Raw genomic sequence first — 16,328 nt, 5'->3', positions numbered from 1 at the left:
GCAGCCGCACTGCGCAGGGAGAAAAAGAGTGTCATTCTCTGGCTCCAGATGCAACGCCACCGGAACGAAGTTTTATCCAGCCACCCAACGTAATAAGGCACAGAGCGACCGCCCCGACAGCCAGTTCATGCCGTGTTTCCGGCGCACCCAGCATGGAAAGCAGAACCCCCACGAGCATGATGATTGCCAGCCATCCCTTCCATGCGCCCGGCCGATACAGCCGCAACCGCGCACAGACAATGAGGATATTGTAGACCATGATAAATGCGCCGGTTGTGGCCACCAGAAAGGCAAACACCACCCCGGGCGACAGAACGGCCGTGGCAGAAACCAGCAACGCTACAGCAGCACTGGCCAGCACAGCCCGACGTGGCAGATGTGCCTGTGGCGCCATGACCTGCAAGGCGCGTGGCGCATCCCCCCTGCGGGCCATTTCATACACCACGCGGGATGTGGCGTATAAACCTGAATTGAGCGTCGACAATGTTGCGGACAGAATGACCAGCGTCATCACCACACTGGCATAGGGCACATGGAAGCGCTCAAGCGTCATGAGGAAAGGTGAAATTCCACGCACGCTCTGCGACCAGGGCAAAAGACACAAAATCAAGGTAATTGAGGTCAGATAAAAGACCAGCAACCGCACCGCAACCGTGCGCGTAATCCGGGCAATATTGCGATCCGGATTATCTGATTCCAAAGCCGCAATGGTCGCAATCTCGCTTCCCGTCATGGAAAACAGAACAGTGGGCACAGCAGCCAGAAAGGCAAAAGCGCCCATCGGCATAAAGCCACCATGCCCCAGAAAATTGTCTGCAACCGGCACAGAGTGGCTGCTCAGCAACACAACACCAATCACGACAAACAGACAAATGGCGGCAACCTTAATCAGCGCAAACCAATATTCACATTCGCCATAATTTCTGACAGACATCAGATTGATGGCCGTCATAACGGCAAGAATGACAATTTCAATCACCGCATACGGCACAGGCACATACAGCGCGATGAGAGACGCCGAGGCAATCACTTCCACACCAAGCGTCGTCACCCAGACCATCCAGTAAACCCACCCAGCCACAAAACCGGGCAATGGCCCCAGCGCATACCGGATCTGGCTGACAAAAGACCCATGCCCCGGCGCATGCAAAGCAATGTCCCGCAGCATGATATTGACCAGAAAAACCATGAGGCCGGAGAGAGCGTAAGAAATCAGGACGCTCGGCCCTGCCGTCAGAATAGCCCCCGAGGACCCAATAAAAAGCCCCGCGCCAATTACACCACCAAGAGAAATCATGGTGATATGACGCGGCCTCAGGCTTTTGGCCAGCTGTGGGCCAGAAGATTGCGCCGTCACAGAGTACTTCCCCCCGGCATTGCTGAAACAAACGGGAACGTCTGCCGCTCCAACAGTTCTACAACAGCACGGTGCGCCTGTTCAAACGCCGCATCGGTATGCGGGCTGGCGCCGGCATCTGAATTCGCAATAGCAATCCGGCCAAACGGCTGACGCGCTTTAACGCAAGGCCGCTCAGACGTTTCTGTAAAGACCCAGTCCAGTGGCTCGTACAGGCTATTATACGTATACGCATAACCATGAGGCCACCGATTGACTGTTATGGCTGCAATATCCCGGGGGGCATCAAAGCCGCCCGGCCCCAGAATACGCTGTAACTGGCTGCGGATTTCTTTTTCAAACTGTTCAAACGTCAGCCCCAAAAGCACGCTGCGTCCGGCCCGATATTGCTCACGCTTTGAAAGACCGGGCACCCCGAATGTCTTGATCATCCGGACGACAATCGGCTTTTCCGGGTCCGTGGGGGCTTTCAGTCCGCCGAGAGACATCGGTTCCGCTAGTTGCACTTCTTCAAAAAACATTCCTGGACAGGAAATTTCTGCCACACCCAGTTTTTTAAATGCACGCCAGTTTTTTAAGGCAACATTGACGTACGCAATCGGCCCTTTAACACCATAAGCCAGCGCTTCTTTTTGCGGAGCAGGCAAGCTGGGCACCATGTAAGGGATAATCATGTTCCAGCATGCCAGCACCACCTGTCGCCCCTGCACTTTGCTGATCTGCACCGGAGTCGCTTCTCCGGCAGGGGCGCAAAGAACGGAAACTGTTTGCGCCGTCTCCGGCACACCATCATGCGCAACGTGCAGCGCCAGCGTGCCTAACCGGATACGAACAGGCTGATTTGGCTGGTCGAGTTTTTCATAAGCAAACCCGGCAAGACCCATATCATCCTGAGACCGCGCTTTTGTCGCCCCCGGCACCAGATGTGAGACCAAAAGCCGAGCCAGTGTCGCATTGCCATCAGGAAAGTGAGCGGTCTCTTCGGAATCTTTCTGCCGCCCATGCTGGCCGCCCTGTAAATCAGACAGCAGGCCATCCGGCACATCGCCCAGCCCCAGACCGGAAAAACCCGGATACCCCATGACCCACGCAAACAGCGCGGGCAGAGCATCCCCTCCAACGCAAAAAATACCTGCGCCTGTTTTTTGAAATATGGCGACGGCTGTAGGATCAACCTTAGCAATAATCAGCAGATAATCTTTGTAAGAGAGAGTCGCGAGCGCCTTCTTTTTCTCAGGAACGCTTTGGCCTGCCATATAATCAGGCTGCGTTGAGGAGACAATCCTGACAAGATCCTGCCGTGCTTTTCCAGAAAGCGGTGCATTTTTCAATGCCTCTTCTGAAATATAGCGCCATTGCGCGGCGGCATTCTCTTTGCTTTTAGGCATCAGATAATCATGCGGCCAGATTTCCTGATTGAAAAACAGCCCGGAACGCAGCCCCATCTGCTCATACAGGTGGCTTGTTTTAATATTTTCCTTTTTATATGCGTCTATATTCACACCGATGTCAGACAGGATCATCGTCGCCCACTGGTTATAGCGTTTCGGAGCTTCCATCTCCAGCGTGCCACCGTTGAGAACAAGTCTGTGCCCATCAACAGAAAACTCATTCCTCTTGGCGTGCCCACCAAAATCATCATGATTTTCAATAATCAGAACAGTTTTTTCAGGTCCGGCATATTTGCGATAAAAATGCGCTGCGGCCAGACCACTCAGTCCACCGCCCACCACAACAAGATCATAAACTTCATCGGTTTCTTTGATATTTTTTTCCTGAAGGGTGCCATCCCGCAACGCGTGAGCTGCTTCAAACGCCCCGGGATGGCTACCCCGCAAACCTGTGCGCAAAGGAGGAGCCACAAAACCCTCTGTTGACGCAGCCTGCGCAGAAGCCGAAAGCCCCTTCACAACCCCACTCAGCGCGGTGGAAACCAATATTCCCCCGATAAAATCTCGACGTGTGATGCGTGCTGGCATTCTGACCTCAGTGTATGACGTGTGCAGGATAGACAGAATTGTAAGGTCAGAACTCCGCGCTAACCGTCCCAAAGAATTCACGCACTGCACCACGCTCAAGAGACTGATAATCTCCCGACATCGGGTTCCCATTCTGCCCCATCATGGAGATATATTTTGAGTTGAAAAGGTTATAGACATTGAAGTCTACAGAAAGGTTTTTCGCGAAACCAACTTTACTGAAATTATAGCGTGCTCCCGTGCTTGCCAGCCAGTAACCGGGCACTGAGGTATCATTCACATAGCTGAAGTAACGCCTTGAATAATAATGCACGTCAAAATGTGTTTCAAGCCCCTTCCAGCGATAAGACAGATTGGCCTTATACATAAACTGCGGGAAGTTAACGATTTTCTTCCCTTTTGTGTAATAAACACCCTCTGATGTATTAATATTTCCGCCATATGTGGAGTGGTTGTAGCTCACGCTATTATAGATCGCCAATCCCTTGATCGGTGTAAGGGTCACTGCAGCATCAACACCGTTGGTATGCACCGTTGTGGGCACCACAGTATTGACCGGTGCCAGAATTGTGCCTTCCGTTGCCGTCTGCAAACGGTTTCTGGCATCCGCATGATACCCTGCCAGACTGGCCTGAATCAGCTTGTCTGTATACCGATACCCCACCGCATAGACCCAGTCTTTTTCTGGTGAGAGGTTACGCTGCAACCTACGGAACGTATCCTGATCCTGCACAGACCAGGGAGACTGCCCGACACCATTTGCCGTAACCTGATAGCTCCGCATATTTTCGGCCAAATCAAAATAGAATTCATGGTTTTTCAGGAAGCGATAACTCGCCCCAACATGCGGGAGGAAGGCACTTGCTGCCGTCATGCCGCCGTTAGGAAGCGCATCCACGCCGGTATAGTCGGAATTATTGTAATTTGCGCCACCCGCCGTCGTTGCCAGCATGGATTTGAACCCCGCAGTAATCCGCAGGTTGGTAATGGGCCGCCAGGTATCCTGCAAATGATAGGTAAAGTTGTTGGTGCGCCAGCTAAACCCATACCCCTGCCGGAAGGCGCGGCCATAGACATTGTAAGGCCCTACAGTTTTAAGAGGTGCCCCTTCCCCCAGAGCCGGTTCATTATACCAGAAAAGCCCTGCATCCTGATTGTTGTTTTCATACCAGACGCCTGTATCAATGGTATGATTAGCAATTTTATAGAGAAAGCTTGTCGTAAAGCCATACCGTTCCTGACGGTTCTGCCACACTTCTTCGGAAAGCGGGGCACCGGTCCCTTCAGACGGCACGGTGGCATCGGAATACGTGTAATAACCAGTCTGACTGGTGCCATACAGCGTGGTACGCCACCGCAGCGCATCCGTCAGTTCAAGATCAAAATTCAGGCCGCCCGTATAGTCAACTTCATGCTGGCCGCCGTCATAAAGATACGGAGAGTCACCATTGGCATTAATCGCATCCGTCGTCGGAAGCGTAACGTTGCCTGCAGCGTAGTTATAGGCCAGTCCATAATTGGGATAGAGATGTGGGGTGCGCCAGCCCAAGCCATCCAGCATGGCCAGAGAGGTATCCCAATATCCCCATTCCTGCAGGTCGCTCCAGTTGAAAAAGGCTTTCATGACACTGTTATTGCCAATCGGCTGTACCAGCTTGGCATCAACCTGCTGCTGAAACTGGGACCCGCCACCAGCCCACAATCCTTCATCAGAGCGGGAATAAGCCGTCATGAACTTGGTGCCGGTGTTATTCAGCTTACCACTATCGAAACGCGCATACGTGCGATAAGAGCTATAGCTCCCAAACCCCTGAGAGACCTTACCGCCCAATTTGTCTTTCGGGTCTCCAGTCTCAAACTGCATCGTGCCACCCAGCGTGGAAGTAGACGGAACAGCAACACCACCCGGCCCCTCGGACACAATAGTACGTTCAATATCATCAGAAATTGCGGCCTGAACAACGTTGAGACCGTTTGTGCTCTGGTATGTCATGTCATTAAGGGGAATGCCGTCCAGAGTTGCACCCAGCTGATCCATAAAAAAGCCGCGCACATAAATACTGGAGCCCCACAGGTCCAGCCCCATTGGATCAGTGGAACTGAAACTAACCCCCGGCAGACGATCCGCTGCTTTCAGCACGGACGTGCCGGGCGTGAACTGCTCCATAACGGCTTTGGACACCACATTGTCTGCCCCGCGCGAAACACTGCGGTGCGAACTCACCTCAAGCGCTTCACTGCCTCCTTGCACGGGACCATGATCCCGATGCCTAACCGCGGGCGTCGCCATTCCGGCAGAGCGGCCTGCAGGTGTATGAGACGCACCAGACACGGTGCGGACCGGGCGCTTGCCGCGGGGCGTATGATGCACCTGCGTTGACACAGGAGCAGAGACCTCTCCCGAGGCCGCCTTTGCGGGATCTGACGCAAGAAGCGCAGGCATTGTTAAAGCCGAGAAGGACAATGCACATCGAAGAGGCAGTTTCCGGCGGGAAGTGACCATCTCTGCGAGTTTCGTTTTTCTGCTCACGTCTGTTTCTTCCACTTTGAAATGCCGAAAAAGGCAGGAGTTAAAACGCTTTTCTGCGTTCAGATGAGCCTGAATTCTACGGAGACATAAGACTTAAAGCTGCCCGGAAAACCTCTGCGCGTTCGCCTCGCACTGTGAGCTTTCTTGCACAGATACAAAACAGATTCGGTATCAGCAGTATTTTACGGACCTCACAATAAACGTTACTTTTGTGTGATGATATGGAGAACAATGCCTTATCGCAACAGTTTTGTAAGGTTTTTCAATCTCCGCAGCCTTCAACAGTTCCCCGGAGCATGTGTTCATTATAAAAAACACTTCAAACACTAATACGATGCAAAGATATCGAACGCACCCTGCGTCTTCCCCTTGTCAGAACGCCTGTTTTTTCATTACGGTTGAAAAATAGAGAGCAGCGAAAGAATCAGACGTTATGGATGTTGGCGGCACACTTTACGCTTTACGCACGCAACGCGGCTTGTCCCAACGCGAACTGGCGAGACGATGCGGCGTTGCCAATGGCACAATCTCACTAATTGAATCCAATGCCATCAACCCTTCAGTTGGATTGCTGCGTCAGATTGTCCATGCTCTGCCAATGAATTTATCGGAGTTTTTCGCCTTCGAGCATTTGGAAGAACGCAAGCTTTTCTACCGTGCGTCTGAACTGCGTGAGATTGGCGGCAAAGGGATTTCTTACCGCCAGATTGGCACAAACCTGAATGGCCGCGCCCTGCAAATGCTGGATGAAGTCTACGCCCCCCGCACAGATACTGGCAAAACCATGCTGCATCACACGGGGGAAGAAGGAGGCGTGGTCATCAGTGGGGAAATAGAAGTCACTGTGGCCGACCAGCGCGCTATTCTCGGCCCCGGGGACGCCTATTATTTTGACAGCAATCTTCCCCACCGCTTTCGCAACATTGGCAAGGAACCCTGCCATATTGTGAGTGCTGCAACGCCCCCTAGTTTTTAAAAGCAGACGGTTTGATGTCCGTCTGTGTGTTGCCAAAATGGGCCAGCACATAAGAGGCAATGGCCGCAAGCTCTTCCTCTGTATAGGCTTTTGAAAAACCGGGCATAAAAACGCGTCCCTGCCCGGTTTCAAGTGCTGTGCCGCTGCGCAAAACCTGCACCAGATTATCCGCAGCAGGATCTGACACACTATGTGCCCCAGCAAGCGCGGCCCACTCAGACTGCCGGCCGCGTCCATCCGATAAATGACATCCGGCACAAGCCTGTGCAAAAAGCCCCTGCCCTCTGCGTGCGACATCACTCAAGGCATGGTCTGCCTGAGGCGACATAACCTGCGCTACCGGACCTTCTGCAATAGGCGGCAGACTGCGCAAATACGTAACCATGGCGGCAATATCAGCCTGCGTCATATAGCGCAGGCCATGTTCCACAGCTTCCGCCATCGGGCCTGACGCCGCCCCTTTGCCACTGGCTTTACCGGTCGAGAGGTAAGAGGTCAGTTGTTCGTCTGTCCAGCCTCCCAAACCGTGCTGCTTGTCTGAGGTCAGATTATAGGCGCGCCAGCCAACCTGCACGGCCCCGGCGTAAGCTTTACTACTCAGGCCGTACGTTATGGTGCGAGGGGTATGGCACTGGCTGCAATGCCCTAACGCTTCCGTCAGATAAGCCCCGCGGTTCCATTGTTCCGATTGAGCTGGATCAGGCTGGAAGCGTTTGTTCGGGTTATTCAGCCAGTTCCAGAATATCATGCTCCACCGCTGGTTGAACGGAAAATACAGCTTGTTCTGGGGAGCAGGCACATTCTCAGGCTTCACGCTAAACAGATAAGCCTTGATGGCCAGCGCATCTGCATCACTCAGCAGTGTATAAGCCGTATAAGGCATGACGGGATAAAGATGCTTCCCTCCACGCCCCACACCCTCCCGCAACATTTTCAGCCACTCAGAATCCGTATAATTGCCAATCCCGGTTTGCTTGTCTGGCGTAATGTTAACAGCAAAAATTGTGCCAAAAGGCAGCACGAAAGGTCGCCCGCCTGTAAGACTTCCGCCTTTAGGTGCTACGTGACACGCCGCACAGTCCGCCGCCCGGAAAAGATACTCACCTCGTTTGATGAGCTCGGGCCGCGTATCGGCCTCAGCTCCCGGAGCACTGTCAGCAAACGCCATGCCACTGTAGAAACTCAGCGCAACGGCTGTCGCCCCGCGCAAAACATGTTTCAAAGAGCGAAGCGACATCATGCCTTTTCTCCGCCAAGCTGTTTGGCAAATGGAATGCGGCGCAGGCGTTTTCCGGTTGCGGCAAACAGAGCGTTTGCCAGCGCCGGGGCCGCTGCAACAGTGCCCACCTCCCCAATCCCACCAATTTCTGCTTCAGGATCTGGCACCAGATGCACCTGGATATCCGGCGCCTCATTCAGACGCATCATGCGATAATTATGAAAATTGGTTTGTTCAACCCGTCCGTCTTTCAACGTGATTTCATTATAAAGCGCCATCGTCAGCCCAAAAATGAGGCCACCCTGAATTTGCGCCACAATACCATCGGGAAAGACAATCGGCCCGCAATCCACGGCGCTATGCACCTGAACAAGACGGATCGACCCATTTTTCTCAACAGCAACTTCCAGCACGGTTGCTGACCATGTCTGAAAAGAATAATGGAGCGCAATCCCCATCCCATGGCCCGGCGGAAGCGCCTTCCCCCAGCCGGACTGCTTTTCCACTTCGTTCAACACTTTCAGCGCGCGGGGCTGATGAGCGGCCAGCTTTTTACGAAGCGCCAGCGGGTCCTGTCCGGATTGATGTGCGAGTTCATCAATCATGCTCTCAACAACAAACACATTATGTGTTGGGCCCACCCCCCGCCACCAGAGCGTCGTCACCGCGTCAGGTTCATCCCGGACAAATTCAACCAGTTGGTCCGGCATGCCATAAGGGGTTTGCGCAGCCCCTTCCACAGCATCCGGGTCCAGCCCTTTCTGCATCCCCTCTGGATACCAGCGCGCCGTGACGGATGAACCCGTCGTGCGATGATGCCATCCACTAATCGCACCATCCTTAGTCAGCCCCGCAGAAATCCGATCATAATAATACGGACGGAACTGATCCTGCGTCATATCCTCCTCCCGCGTCCAGATCAGCTTCACAGGGTAAGACACCTGTTTTGCAAAACGCGCTGCCTGACCGATGGAATTGGAATCCAGCCTGCGCCCAAAACCCCCGCCAATCAGGTGATTATGCACGGCAATATTTTCCGGACGTAAACCCGTTGCATCAGCCACTTCCTGCCGCGCTCGCCCAGGCACCTGCGTGCCAACCCAGACATCCGCTCCATCCGGCCTGATATGCAGGGTTGTATTAATCGGCTCCAGCGGCGCATGCGCCAGAAAAGGAAGCTCATAAACAGCGTCAATACGCTCGTGCGCCTGCTTTAGCGCCTCCTGCGCATTACCGTTTTTGACGGCCACAACACCAGACTGTTCTGATGCTTTTTTCATGCGGGCAATAATATCATCAGTGGAGGTGGTTGCGTTTGGACCGTAATCCCATTGAGGAAAGGCCGCCTCCATCCCTTTCATGGCTGCCCACATATGCTCGCCTATGACGGCAATCGCATCTGGCAACGTCACCACATCTACTACACCCGGAACAGCCAGTGCTGCCGCCCGATTATAACCGGTCAAATGGCCGCCTTTAACCGGGCACGCCATAATCCGCCCGATTTTCATGCCCGGTATCTGCGCATCTATCCCGAATTGCGCGCTTCCGTTTGTTTTCGCTTTTGTATCCAGCCTGCGGGGACTTGTGCCAATCAGGGTGAAATCAGAAGCAGGTTTAAGAGAAACTTTTGCCGGCACAGGCTGATGCGTCGCTGCCTCCGCAAGCTCTCCATAAGACAGGCTCCGCTCACTCCCGGGATGAAAAACGCGCCCATCCCGGGCCTGACAGGCGCTTTCCGCCACACCCCAGATTTGTGCAGCCGCAGCAACCAGCATCATGCGGGCCGCAGCCCCGGCTTCCCGCAAGGGGATCCAGCTATCCCGCGTCGAGGATGATCCGCCCGTTTCCTCCTCACCTGCCACGCTATCAACATAGGCAGGATCAGCCGGTGCGGCTTCAACAGAAACCTGATCCAGTTTCACGCCCAGCTCTTCTGCCAGCAGCATGGAAATACCGGTGTAAATTCCCTGCCCCATTTCTGCATAACGCATGATCAGCGTCACAGCGCCCAGCGGCGTAATCCGAATGAACGCATTCGGCATGAATACAACACCTGTTGCTGTATCCTGCGCCTGAGAAGCCTTTAAAAGCGGCAACCCCGGCAGAAAAGCAGACAACAGAAAACCGCCGCCGCCGCTTAATGCCGCCCCCAGCAAAGCCCGGCGGGATGTGGGCAAATTTTTACGCTTCATGACTGGCGGCTTTATGAATGGCTTTACGAATACGCACATAGGTCCCGCAGCGGCAGATATTGCCGGCCATAGCCTCATCAATATCTGCATCCGTTGGCTGCGGGATCTGCTGTAACAGGGCCGTTGCGGCCATAATCTGCCCGGACTGGCAATAACCACACTGAATGACTTCCTCATCCAGCCAGGCCTGCTGCACCTTCGCCCCGGTTTCTGTATGTTCAATTGCCTCAATGGTCAGAATATCATGCCCGGCAGCAGCGGCGACCGTGAGCAGGCAGGCTCTCACAGGCTGCCCATCCAGATGCACCGTACAGGCCCCACACTGTGCAACTCCGCACCCGTATTTTGTGCCCGTCAGACCAAGAATATCGCGCAACACCCAAAGCACCGGCATATCCGGCGGCACATCGACCTCGCGTAATACATTATTGACTTTGAGATCAAACCTCATGCGAGCCCGGCCTTACTGCGATTATTTTGGATATCCGCCAGACAGGATACCTCATTCTCGGCCAGAGAGCGCACTAAAAATGCACACGCCCGCCTTTTTAGAAGATATTTCCGTTATAGAGACCCAATACACACATATGGCATCAGCCTTATTGTGCATTTATCTCCTTACCTCCCGTCGAAAATTCTATTTGATTTCTTAAAAATCAGGGCAAGAATGCATCAGCCATCACGAACTATATTTATAGAAACATAATGGCTGATATTTGATGTCAGAGATCGCCAGTCAGAAACTGCGCACGCCCCAGACCAAAGCTCCAGTGTTCGTCAGAATTCTGCACAATGGACACCATGAGGTCAGCCGGCTTCAGCCCACAGTCTTTCTCCAGCTTTTCCGCCAGAAGGCGGTAAAACTCGGTAACCTGTTCTTTTGAGCGGGGGCGAGACACAACCTGAAGCAGCACCACCTTATCGGTACGGGGAATATCCAGCCCGGTATCTTCAATGATCATGTGAGTTTTATCGTGCTCAGAAACGAGCTGATACCGGTCACGCTCCGGCACTTTGAAAGATTCCAGCATGGCAGCATGCGCGGAATCCAACAGTTCGCGAATTTCCGTCGCGTTACGGCTACCTTTAACAATATGAAAGTGCAGAAGGGGCATAAAGAACAATCCTTTTCAGAAAGAATGAGTAAAAACTCGCAACTCAGCCGACGGTTTCAATCACATTTCGGAGTGTGAGCATCATGTCTTTCAATTCCTGCTCAGTGGAAATGAAGGGAGGCCCAAAGGAAATGATGTCCCCCGTCACCCGCAGCAGAAGCCCCTGACGGAGCCCTTCTTCAAACACGGCTGTGCCACGCACCCCGGCTCCGGCTTCCGCAGGTTTCAGTTCAACCGCAGCGGTCAGACCAATATTGCGAATATCTGCAATATTTTGCAGGCCTTTCAGACTATGGGCAGCATCTTCCAGCACGGGTTCCAGCGCACGCACACGCTCATACAACCCTTCACCCTCCATTACATCCAGCACGACATGCCCCACGGCAGCGGCAAGCGGATGGCCGGAATAGGTATAGCCATGACAGAATTCGATGGCGCTCTTCGGACCCGTCATGAAGGTCTTGTAAATCTCATCCGTCACAATCACGCCACCCATCGGTACAACACCGTTGGTGACCGCCTTGGCAAATGTGATGATATCCGGCGTCACCCCAAAACGCTGCGCTGCAAAAGGCGCGCCCATGCGCCCAAAGCCGGTAATCACTTCATCAAAAATCAGCAGAATACCGTATTTGGTGCAGATTTCGCGCAGCTGCTGCAGATAGCCAAGTGGCGGCACAATCACGCCTGTTGATCCCTGCACAGGCTCCACAATGACCGCAGCAATGGTTGCGGCATCATGCAACGCCACCAGCCGCTCCAGATCTTCCACCCGATGCGCGCCCCATGTTGGCTGCCCACGGGTAAACGCCATATGCTGAGGCTCATAAGTATGCCGAAGATGATCAACTCCCGGCATCATGCCTGCAGCAAACATCTTGCGGTTAGAGAGAATTCCCCCCACCGACATGCCGCCAAACCCGACGCCGTGATACCCCCGCTCCCGCCCGATCATACGGAAGCGATTGCCCGCACCTTTAAGCCGATGATAGCCCAGAGCCACCTTCAGGGCTGTATCGACGGCTTCAGACCCGGAATTGGCAAAAAACACATGGTTCATGCCTTCCGGCGCCATGTCAGCAATACGCTGAGCCAGAGACAGCGCGCCTTCATGCGTCACCTGGAAACAGGGCGCAAAATCAAGCGTCTCCACCTGCGCTTTGATAGCCTCGGCAATCAGCGGGTGCCCATGCCCCAAAGGGGTGCACCACAATCCAGACAGCGTATCAAACACCTTCTTGCCATCAAGTGTCTGATAATAAGCCCCTTTAGCAGACACCAGCGTGCGGGGTGCCGGGTTAGCCTGCAACACCCGGGTCGCCGTAAAGGGTTGCCAATATGCCCCCTTTTCCACAGCGGCAACTGGATCAAAGTTTCCCGTCCCATTCGGCATTGACTGCTGTTCCTCTTATTTCCGCCAACGCAGTGCATCAGGCGTATTCGATAACAAACAGTAACGGCTTCCCTCTTTCAGGCCTATGTACAGTTGCGCATATTTTCCACAAACTGTACTGCATTCCTATGGTTAAGATAGCATCCCCATCCATTGCGCTTGATCCAGGGCTGCGTGCCTCCCTCATTTCCCAACTTGTTGCGGCTATTACCGAGCAGATCCACACTGGCACCCTTCTGACTCAGGAGCGCCTTCCGTCCATTCGTCGCATGGCAACGCTCTGCAATGTCAGCCCTATTACTGTCGCCAACGCTTATACGCGACTTGTGTCCACCGGCCTGCTCGATGTGCGTGATCGAGGTGGCTATTACGTCAAAACCTCACCGCTTCTGGCGACACAACGCCCGCCCATCGACTCACTCTGGCTTTTGCAACATGCGTATGAGGACAACGCCCCCATCATCAAAGCCGGATGCGGCTGGCTCGCCCAGCCTTACATTTTTGCAAATGCCGTCAAGCAGGGCCTGAAAGCCCTTGAGCAATCACCCGATCTTGCCTCCATGCTGGATTATGGAAGCCCTTATGGCCTGACGGAACTACGCCGGGCCATTCGTCAGCTTCTGGCAAAACGTGATATTCCCTGTGCTGAAGACGGCATCATTCTGACGCATGGCGCCAGTCAGGCACTGGAACTGGTGTTGCGGACCTTAACCCAACCAGATGACACCGTGCTGGTGGATGACCCCGGCTACTGCAACCTCTATCCGCTTCTGCAAAGTCTGGGTCTCAACGCTGTCGGCATAACCCGCACACATGCCGGCCCCTCCCCCGAATTATTTGAACGCGCCCTCAAGGCACATCAGCCTAAACTGTTCATAACAACCTCAATTCTCCACAACCCGACAGGCAGTTGTGTGACGACTGACAATGTGGCGGCGATCCATGCCCTCGCCATCAAACACGGCGTTGCTATTATTGAGGACAATATCTTTCTGGATTTAGCGCCGGAAAGCCAGCCCTGTCATGCGCGGCATGATAAACTCCAGAATGTCATTCATATTGGTAGTTTTTCTAAAACCATTGCGCCCGGCCTGCGCGTTGGCTATCTGGCCTGCGCGCCTGATGTTGGTAAACGCATCCTGCGCTACAAAATGGCCGCCAGCCTGACCAGCGCTGGATTAAACGAAGCAACGGTCCTGCATATTATAAAAACTGGACAATACGGCCCTCACTTGACCGACCTGAGAGAACGCTTGTTTCAGGCCCAGAAAACTGTCTGCCAGTCTTTAGTCGCCGTTGGCATGACGCTGTCTCTGCGCCCGATGGGCGGCCTGTTTGTATGGGCACGCTTCAGGAAAGACGTCACCACACACGCCATTGCAGAACGAGCGGCAGCGGAAGATATCCTGCTAGCACCCGGCTCCCTCTTCCGCCCGGAACGCTCGGAGTCACAGTGGTTCCGCTTTAACGTCACCCACTCCAACCACGACCGCCTCTACACTTTTTTAGAGACAGAAAACAAAGGTCGGTAAAGAGACGCAGACTTTGCTCTGATACCCTACCTGAGAAGCATAATCGCTGCATTCCTCCCGGGCACACAGCCAAATCAAGCAGAGAATGAAGAAAATGTCATAATACTCAGAGTGTCATAATAGTTTCACAAACAAACAATGGCAAACTGCTAAATAGCCTCTGCATGAAGAGGTGACATAAGGTTATGCTAGAGAACACAGAGCGTAGCCATTGGCTGGCGAGTTATATTTTACCAAATGAGCATATAGTCCGCTCATGGCTTGCACGTTTCCCGGACTTTGAGGCTGATGATATTATTCAGGAAGCCTATGTTATCCTCTCCGAAGCAGACGTTAGCAATGTTACAAATCCCGTCGGCTATTTTCATACCATTTGCCGCAATCTGGTTATACGCCACTATAAAAAAGCGCAGGTCGTTAGTGTTACGGCTATTGCTGATTTGCAACATGACATTCTGATAGACCAGACACCTTCTGCGGAGGACATTACCACTGCCCGCGCAGAACTCCGGTTTCTGGAAGACATCATAAAACAACTCCCCGAAAATTGCCGATATGTCTTTATTGACAGAAAAATAAATGGCCACACACAAAAAGATTGCGCAAAGAAACTGGGCATATCAGAAAGAAGTGTCGAAAAACGGCTTGCCAGAGCGCTTGTCCTGATCTCCAAATTTTATGGACAGCGTGAAAAAGCCCCACAAAACACACAAACAGGACTGACCCGTGGCAACAAAAGACTCTCTTGATGACGTTGCCGCACGCTGGGTTGCCCGCATAGACCGTGGTAGCCTTACAGACCAAGAAAAAGATGATCTGGAAACCTGGCTACAGACCGATATCCGGCACAAAGGCGCTTTTTTACGCAGTCAGGCCGTATGGCACGCGACAGACAGAGCCAAAGCCCTTTACAGCCCAACGCTTAACCTGCCTCAACACAAACAAAGACCATCCCGACGTGCATTTATGTCTGCTGCTGTGGCTGCCTCTGTAGCGGCATTTTTCATCCCTGCAGAAAGCGGGGAAGCCAGCACACGCTATAGTACGCAAAAAAACATCCTGCATTGCGAGAATAGCAAGCAACGCAGAATAGTGCTGGATTGCTATTCTCAGCTCGAAGACAAATCTGAACAAACCTCTTTGCACATGGGGCAATGCTTCATTACCGACAGGCACCGTTACGTCAAAACGCAAAATTTGCGGTTTGTGCTTGATGGCAGTCTTTTGCTCACAAAAAGCTCTTCTTACGAGAATGCCGTTGTAGTTGATGGCACAGCGATCATGCATGGCCACAGGCTGAATGAGCACAAACACTTCTCTGTGGGAGCGCAGGTGACTGTAACACCACAAGGCAGGTTGCACTTCAGCACTGTTGATCAGGATACCCTTGCGCGTCTGACCGCATGGACCCAGGGCCAGGTCTCTCTGGTGACAGAAACACTCTCTGAAGTCACAGATATTTTTAACCGATACAACCAAACACAGCTTGTTCCTTCCTTCAGGCTGGCAGACATGCGCCTTTCAGGTCTGTTTGACCTTAACCGCCCAGATGTCTTTGCCCAGGCCGTCAAAGCCATTCTTGGCGCCCATATCAAGGAAGATGCTGGCCATATTTTTCTTGAATAAGAGCCGTCTCGAAACTGTCACAAAAAAAGACGGAGGGAATAAGCGGGGGAAAGACTCATTGAAAGTATGATGTGTCTATCTCACTAAGGTTCCAAGAATGTCTTTTTCAGGTCGGTCTCGCCTACTCGCTCTTTCTACTTCTGTAGTGTGCCTTATCCCAACCCTTTCCATTGCACAGGACAAACAAAGCACCTTTGCTATTCCCGCACAAAAACTTACGGCTGCCCTCATCGCGGATTTCTCACACTTGAGGCAATTTCGGGTCATTTTGTAGAATTCAGTCATCCCACAGGAGCCCGATCTGGAATATTGACGATATTCTGCTTCTGGCGGCGGGTTCTGAACGCAGTGAGGGTGTCACGGCCTGAGAAGGCAGTGTTGGTGGAAGCTATGTGGTCTGTGCACT

Annotated in this window: 12 protein-coding genes and 1 pseudogene; 5 read left to right on the top strand and 8 right to left on the bottom strand. The window is 53.0% G+C overall.

Going from position 1 to position 16,328, the window contains the following annotated elements:
- Positions 1 to 31: 31 nt before the first annotated feature.
- The 3 genes from AD928_RS04995 to AD928_RS04985 are packed head-to-tail and all read right to left on the bottom strand — an operon-like array spanning position 32 to position 5,779.
- The gene (locus AD928_RS04995; RefSeq protein WP_233419956.1) at positions 32 to 1,357 is read right to left on the bottom strand and encodes an amino acid permease; all 1,326 of its coding nucleotides are present in this window, start codon (positions 1,355 to 1,357) and stop codon (positions 32 to 34) included.
- A complete protein-coding gene (locus AD928_RS04990) occupies positions 1,354 to 3,336 on the bottom strand; it encodes a flavin monoamine oxidase family protein (RefSeq protein ID WP_062248741.1) in 1,983 nt (660 codons plus the stop codon). Before AD928_RS04990 ends, AD928_RS04995 begins: the two co-directional genes overlap by 4 nt.
- A 46-nt stretch (positions 3,337 to 3,382) precedes the next feature.
- Complete coding sequence (locus AD928_RS04985; RefSeq protein WP_373320556.1) at positions 3,383 to 5,779, bottom strand: TonB-dependent receptor; 2,397 nt, start codon at positions 5,777 to 5,779, stop codon at positions 3,383 to 3,385.
- A gap of 520 nt (positions 5,780 to 6,299) precedes the next feature.
- Here AD928_RS04985 and AD928_RS04980 point away from each other — a divergent pair.
- Positions 6,300 to 6,842 carry a cupin domain-containing protein gene (locus AD928_RS04980; RefSeq protein ID WP_043551040.1) on the top strand — a complete coding sequence of 181 codons (543 nt, stop codon included), beginning with the start codon at positions 6,300 to 6,302 and terminating at the stop codon, positions 6,840 to 6,842.
- Here AD928_RS04980 and AD928_RS04975 read toward each other — a convergent pair.
- The 5 genes from AD928_RS04975 to AD928_RS04955 form a co-directional block, all read right to left on the bottom strand.
- The gene (locus tag AD928_RS04975) at positions 6,832 to 8,082 is read right to left on the bottom strand and encodes a cytochrome c (RefSeq protein WP_233419954.1); all 1,251 of its coding nucleotides are present in this window, start codon (positions 8,080 to 8,082) and stop codon (positions 6,832 to 6,834) included. The two genes, AD928_RS04980 and AD928_RS04975, sit on opposite strands and share 11 nt — an antisense overlap.
- Positions 8,079 to 10,256 carry a xanthine dehydrogenase family protein molybdopterin-binding subunit gene (locus AD928_RS04970; protein WP_209436659.1) on the bottom strand — a complete coding sequence of 726 codons (2,178 nt, stop codon included), beginning with the start codon at positions 10,254 to 10,256 and terminating at the stop codon, positions 8,079 to 8,081. Before AD928_RS04970 ends, AD928_RS04975 begins: the two co-directional genes overlap by 4 nt.
- Entirely contained in the window at positions 10,246 to 10,707 is a 462-nt protein-coding gene (locus AD928_RS04965; RefSeq protein WP_062248735.1) for a (2Fe-2S)-binding protein, read from the bottom strand. The genes AD928_RS04970 and AD928_RS04965 overlap by 11 nt, the downstream gene beginning before the upstream one ends.
- A 271-nt stretch (positions 10,708 to 10,978) precedes the next feature.
- Positions 10,979 to 11,371, bottom strand: a complete 393-nt coding sequence (locus AD928_RS04960) for a tautomerase family protein (RefSeq protein ID WP_062248733.1) — start codon at positions 11,369 to 11,371, stop codon at positions 10,979 to 10,981.
- 43 nt (positions 11,372 to 11,414) lie between these two features.
- Positions 11,415 to 12,764 (bottom strand): omega-aminotransferase AptA, encoded by a 1,350-nt coding sequence (locus AD928_RS04955; protein WP_062248731.1) that lies wholly within the window; start codon positions 12,762 to 12,764, stop codon positions 11,415 to 11,417.
- Positions 12,765 to 12,892: 128 nt separating this feature from the next.
- Between AD928_RS04955 and AD928_RS04950 the strand changes: the two genes are divergently transcribed.
- The 4 genes and pseudogenes from AD928_RS04950 (at position 12,893) to AD928_RS04940 (ending at position 15,922) form a co-directional block, all read left to right on the top strand.
- Positions 12,893 to 14,296, top strand: a complete 1,404-nt coding sequence (locus AD928_RS04950) for an aminotransferase-like domain-containing protein (RefSeq protein ID WP_062248729.1) — start codon at positions 12,893 to 12,895, stop codon at positions 14,294 to 14,296.
- 185 nt (positions 14,297 to 14,481) lie between these two features.
- A complete protein-coding gene (locus tag AD928_RS04945) occupies positions 14,482 to 15,045 on the top strand; it encodes an RNA polymerase sigma factor (RefSeq protein WP_062144703.1) in 564 nt (187 codons plus the stop codon).
- Positions 15,023 to 15,160: pseudogene (locus AD928_RS15370) on the top strand (FecR/PupR family sigma factor regulator); the annotation flags it as partial. The gene AD928_RS04945 and the pseudogene AD928_RS15370, both read left to right, overlap by 23 nt.
- A gap of 102 nt (positions 15,161 to 15,262) precedes the next feature.
- Positions 15,263 to 15,922: a FecR family protein gene (locus tag AD928_RS04940; protein WP_233419953.1), complete on the top strand. Its 660-nt coding sequence runs from the start codon at positions 15,263 to 15,265 to the stop codon at positions 15,920 to 15,922.
- The last annotated feature ends 406 nt before the right edge of the window (positions 15,923 to 16,328 follow it).

It is taken from the genome of Acetobacter cerevisiae (assembly GCF_001580535.1).
Classification (GTDB): Bacteria; Pseudomonadota; Alphaproteobacteria; order Acetobacterales; family Acetobacteraceae; genus Acetobacter; species Acetobacter cerevisiae.
The sequence above is the reverse complement of the archived record's forward strand: the minus strand, read 5'-3'. Positions and strand labels throughout refer to the sequence as shown.

Excerpts from the sequence above, each read along its gene's own strand:
- AD928_RS04990 (WP_062248741.1), bottom strand. The coding sequence starts at position 3,336 with ATGCCAGCACGCATCACACGTCGAGATTTTATCGGGGGAATATTGGTT.
- AD928_RS04985 (WP_373320556.1), bottom strand. The coding sequence starts at position 5,779 with ATGCCTGCGCTTCTTGCGTCAGATCCCGCAAAGGCGGCCTCGGGAGAG.
- AD928_RS04980 (WP_043551040.1), top strand. The coding sequence starts at position 6,300 with ATGGATGTTGGCGGCACACTTTACGCTTTACGCACGCAACGCGGCTTG.
- AD928_RS04975 (WP_233419954.1), bottom strand. The coding sequence starts at position 8,082 with ATGATGTCGCTTCGCTCTTTGAAACATGTTTTGCGCGGGGCGACAGCC.
- AD928_RS04970 (WP_209436659.1), bottom strand. The coding sequence starts at position 10,256 with ATGAAGCGTAAAAATTTGCCCACATCCCGCCGGGCTTTGCTGGGGGCG.
- AD928_RS04965 (WP_062248735.1), bottom strand. The coding sequence starts at position 10,707 with ATGAGGTTTGATCTCAAAGTCAATAATGTATTACGCGAGGTCGATGTG.
- AD928_RS04960 (WP_062248733.1), bottom strand. The coding sequence starts at position 11,371 with ATGCCCCTTCTGCACTTTCATATTGTTAAAGGTAGCCGTAACGCGACG.
- AD928_RS04955 (WP_062248731.1), bottom strand. The coding sequence starts at position 12,764 with ATGCCGAATGGGACGGGAAACTTTGATCCAGTTGCCGCTGTGGAAAAG.
- AD928_RS04950 (WP_062248729.1), top strand. The coding sequence starts at position 12,893 with ATGGTTAAGATAGCATCCCCATCCATTGCGCTTGATCCAGGGCTGCGT.
- AD928_RS04945 (WP_062144703.1), top strand. The coding sequence starts at position 14,482 with ATGCTAGAGAACACAGAGCGTAGCCATTGGCTGGCGAGTTATATTTTA.
- AD928_RS04940 (WP_233419953.1), top strand. The coding sequence starts at position 15,263 with ATGTCTGCTGCTGTGGCTGCCTCTGTAGCGGCATTTTTCATCCCTGCA.